Here is a 4,252-nt window from a genome sequence, read left to right as displayed (position 1 = left end):
GCGTTGAAAACGTCGGCGAGGTTGCAGATGAGGGTCATCCACCCCGCAGCCCAGTGGCTGGCGTCGTGATCTGATCGGCCCAGGGATTCGGACACTAGACCCGCTTGGAATAGGGATCTACAAGCATGAGCAGATCGCGTCGATCTTTCAGCACCGAGTTCAAAGACGAACTGTGCCGAGAGGTCATCGACTCTTCCAAGCCGATCAGTGAGGTCGCCAGGGCGTACGGTGTCGGCGACGACAGCTGCAGCACAGTGCGATGCGCCCCGTGTACCGCGCGCCATCGAACGACGGTGGGCATCATCTCGTGATGGCGGACAGCGAGCGTGAAGCAGACTCCAGGGACTCCACCAGGATCAGCTCGAGTTCCGACAGTCTGGCAGCCGACACGGCCACCGCAGCTGCGCGTGTTCGTACATCGAGACCGCGTTGTGTTCCGGCGCGGGCAGTTTCGGTCCAGGCCTGGGCGCAGTGATCGGCGGCCACCGCGAGGTCTGCGGTAGCGGGATCACCGGTCAGACGTGCAATCTCGGTACAGCCGTCGGCGAGAAGCCGACGAAAGAGCCCGCCTCCGGTTCCGGCCTTTTCGATGAAGATACCGAGACTGAACAGCAGCGTCTCGAGGTCATCGGGCGGAAGGTCGACCCAGCTCTTGACGTCGGTTGCCAGCTGGTCGACCGCGGCCAAACCGTCGGCACCGGCTGCTGGTATGTGGTCGGCTATTCCCGGTGTCGATGGGGCGTGCATGCTGGCGGCGGATCGGGCGAAGGCCGCGGCCGCGGCAGTCGACACGGGCGGCAGTGTCTGCGGCCACGTGATTCGGTACGTGCAGTGACGTGTCGGTTGCGGGAACGAGGTGGAAGATCGCGCCCGAGCCAGCGCGTCGAGCGGGATCTTCTGCACGTCGGCCCGATCGTTGTCGACGACCGAGGCAGTCCCCCCGATCTCGTCGTAGCCGATCACCACGATGTCGTGGCGACTCATCTGCAGTTTCACCCGTAAGTAGGGCAGCTCAGCGATATCGGCCCAGACCAGACTGGGTCTTCCCGCATCGATGTCGTCGCGAACCCATGACCATCCCTCACCGGGATCGTCGGTCGTGAGAACCTCGACTTGTCCGCCGAGCCTGCGCGGTAAGTCGATCTCGAAGTCGGCACCGCGGCCGACCAGGTACATCGGTGGGACCAGGTCGTCCGATCGCAGGTAGGACAAACCGAGATCACCACCCAGTGCGAACACCAACCCCTCGTCGGGTGGTCCGTCCCATCCCAGACCGTGCCACTGGAGAAGGTCTCGCATTGCACCTGACCCGCAGTGCCCTCCCATCCGGTGGGGATAGTTCTCGATCAGAGTCGTGGGGGTCACTGTGGCTGCCTTTCGGGTGGTTGGTCGAGCGCGCGTGTCGGCATGCTCAGCTGTTCTGGATTCTGTCGAGATACGTTCGGCGAGCAGTCATGTCGACGTCCGCGAGGAACACCGAATCTGTGTTCAGGGCCGCACCCAGTCCGGTCGCCAGCCGCCGGGGGACGAATTTCACCGCCGCGACCATTGCGCCTGCGAGACGGGTGACGCGGACGAAGGGGCGTGGATTCTCGATCAGATCTGCTGTCGCGCGGGCGATTTCCTCCGGCTCGGCGTTGCGTAATCCCTTTGCGCCGGCGGTTCCGGCGACGAGTTCGGTGTTGGTGAACGTCGGGCGGACTGTGGACAGTCGAACCCCTGACTTGCGGTACTCCAGTCGTGCGGCCTCTGTGAATCCGATGACTGCGAACTTGGTAGCGCAGTAGGTCGCCAAACCAGGTACCGCGAGCTCGCCGGCCAATGACGCAGTGTTGATGATGTGTCCGGTGCGGCGCGGCAGCATGCGCTGAAGAGCCAGTTTGGTCCCGAAGATGACACCCAGGACGTTGATCTCGACTTGACGCCGGGTTACTGCATCGTCCTCTTCGTGGGCGTGGCCGGTAGGCATGATGCCCGCGTTGTTGATCAGGATGTCGAGGGGTCCGAGTTCACGTTCGACCAGGTCCAGAAACGTTGTGAACGAGTCAGGTTCGGTGACGTCGAGTCGGGTGACGACCTTCACCCCGAGTTCGGCGGCGGCCTCCTTCGCACGTGCCTCGTCGATGTCGCCGATGGCGACCCGGTGGCCTCGTCGAATCAACTCCTTCGCTGTCTGATAGCCGATGCCGCGAGCTCCACCTGTGATCGCCACGGTCCTGGCGGGGGTGTGAGGTGCGTTGTTTGTCATCTGCTGCGCTCCTTGCATAGATGAGAGACATCGGTAGACGCCTGTCGGCCCGCTCTCGCGGTAGCGGCTGCGCACACGGGAGAGGGATATGGGTATCGCGCGTCGTCTCGTGCCCGGGGAGGCGTTCGGATCGGTCGTTCATCGCCCGCAGCCGCAATTCCAGCGGCAGAGCGAGTCTCGTCTGTTCGGTGCAACTTCCGGTGTCGGCCTTACCACGGCCGCGGCGACGAGACAGTCATGTGGCACAGCTCTGCCAGCAGGTATCGGCTCACCCGATTCGAAGGTGTCCGAGGCGGTCCGAGTGTTCACGATCGCGATTGTTCGCGGAGAGAGCTCCGACCGATCGGCAGTCGGCCGCGATACGGGGTTCGGCGCGTATGTTCTCACCGCTTGTGTTCATCGAGACTCCCGCGGAAGGTTTCGATCCCCGGGAGTTTCGTCCGGCCGGGTGCGGCCGGTGAAAACATCATCGAGTGGGTGAGCGCCCGTGAAGATCGTGGGGCCGTAGGCGTGCCGAAGCACCGTCAAGATCGCGTTCAAGGGTAGGTCGTCGAAGACTCCTCGCTCGCGGACATACTCCATGTGCTGGGCTCCGTCTGCGGTGAAGGCATGCATGAGAGCATCGCGATCGCCGTCGAATTCCACTGGCGGCACGCCGAAACGAGCGCACAACTCGACATTGAATGCCGGCGTGGCCTTCAACCACCGGCCCTCGATGTAGAGGCGACTGTAGCCGTGGTAGACGAACAGGTCGGTGCCGCCCATCAGCGTGCGCAACGTCTCGGTCTGCAGGTGATTTCGGACGTCGGCGAAGCCGAGCAGTGCTGGGATACCCGCCGCCCGGCACACTGCGGTCAACAGCACCGCCTTCGGGACGCAGTAAGCGCGCCCGGCCTCGAGGACGAAGCTCGCTCGATAGTGGGCCGGATCGTCCGACACGGTGTATGGGTCGTACCAGATTCGGTCGCGGACGGCGGCGAAGAGGCGTCTGGCCTTGTCACGGTCGCTGCTCGCATCTCCGATTGCCGCGGCGGTGAACGCCCGCACGGATTCGTGCTCGATGTCGAGGAAGTCCGTTGCTCCCAGGTATGCGTGTGGTGGCTGCGTAGTATGTGCTCCGGGCGGGCGGTCTGTCATGGTCATCGCTGATGTTCCCTTCTCTGAGCAAACCGGTTGCTGTTGTGTGCACAACGACCGAAGGATCGGTCAGTTGCGCGCGAGTCCGCCGAGCATCAGGTCTTCGCGTTGGACGGGGAGTCGCTGGGCGATCACCCGTTTGCTGTACATGAACTCGCGCGGGCGACCTATGCAGTCGGCGGCAATGAGCTCACCGGCCTGGAGATAGAAGCAACTGAAATCACTGTCGCGGGTGGGGTCACCGCTGAGAACCACTTCGTCGTATCCAGTGTTGAGGCCGGCGATCTGCAGCTTGAAGTGATACTGATCCGACCAGAACCACGGCAACGCTTCGATTTTTCTGGACTTCCCGCAGGCGGTCGACGCAGCGACTTTGGCCTGCTCTCCTGCGCTCGAGACGGACTCCAACCGTAGTCGACGGCCGTAACGGGCCATGTCGTGGCTCGCGCAGTCCCCCGCCGCCATGATGTCGGGGTCGTTGGTCCGAGTGTGATCGTCGATCACGATGCCGTTGTCGATGACAAGACCCGCATCGGCGGCGAGGTCGGTGTTCGGCTCGACGCCGACACCGACGATGACCAGATCTGCGGGGATCGATTCTCCGCTGGCCAAGGTGATTTCACGAACCTCACGGTCACCGGACAGGCCCTGAACCATCGCGTTCGTTCTGATGTCGACTCCCTGTTCGCGATGTATCCGCTCGAAGAACGTCGATACCTCGGGAGCAGTGACCCGCTCGAGCACACGCCCAGTTGCCTCGAGGACTGTGACCTGTACGCCCAGTGCGCGCAGCGATGCCGCTGTCTCGAGTCCGATGTAGCCGCCTCCGACGATCACCACCCGCTGGCCAGGGCCGGTGGCCATACG

At 63.5% G+C, this 4,252-nt stretch carries 4 protein-coding genes and 1 pseudogene; 1 reads left to right on the top strand and 4 read right to left on the bottom strand.

Features of this window, described 5'->3' with window-relative positions:
- Window positions 1-125: 125 nt before the first annotated feature.
- Window positions 126-245, top strand: a pseudogene (locus ACODSO_RS28985) (transposase); the annotation flags it as partial.
- Between the two features lie 55 nt (window positions 246-300).
- On the opposite strand, the gene ACODSO_RS28980 reads toward ACODSO_RS28985, so the two are convergent.
- The 4 genes from ACODSO_RS28980 to ACODSO_RS28965 all read right to left on the bottom strand — a co-directional run.
- Window positions 301-1,365, bottom strand: a complete 1,065-nt coding sequence (locus ACODSO_RS28980; protein WP_032382558.1) for a BtrH N-terminal domain-containing protein — start codon at window positions 1,363-1,365, stop codon at window positions 301-303.
- A gap of 46 nt (window positions 1,366-1,411) precedes the next feature.
- Complete coding sequence (locus ACODSO_RS28975; protein WP_032364247.1) at window positions 1,412-2,248, bottom strand: SDR family oxidoreductase; 837 nt, start codon at window positions 2,246-2,248, stop codon at window positions 1,412-1,414.
- Window positions 2,249-2,644: 396 nt separating this feature from the next.
- On the bottom strand, window positions 2,645-3,385 hold the full coding sequence (locus ACODSO_RS28970) for a transglutaminase-like domain-containing protein (RefSeq protein WP_032370982.1): 741 nt from the start codon (window positions 3,383-3,385) through the stop codon (window positions 2,645-2,647).
- A 69-nt stretch (window positions 3,386-3,454) separates the two neighbouring features.
- Window positions 3,455-4,252: NAD(P)/FAD-dependent oxidoreductase (locus ACODSO_RS28965; protein ID WP_489040051.1), on the bottom strand; the 798-nt coding region annotated here is incomplete at its 5' end.

Source organism: Rhodococcus sp. FG69, assembly GCF_057808915.1.
This window is presented reverse-complemented; position numbering and strand designations above follow the sequence as displayed.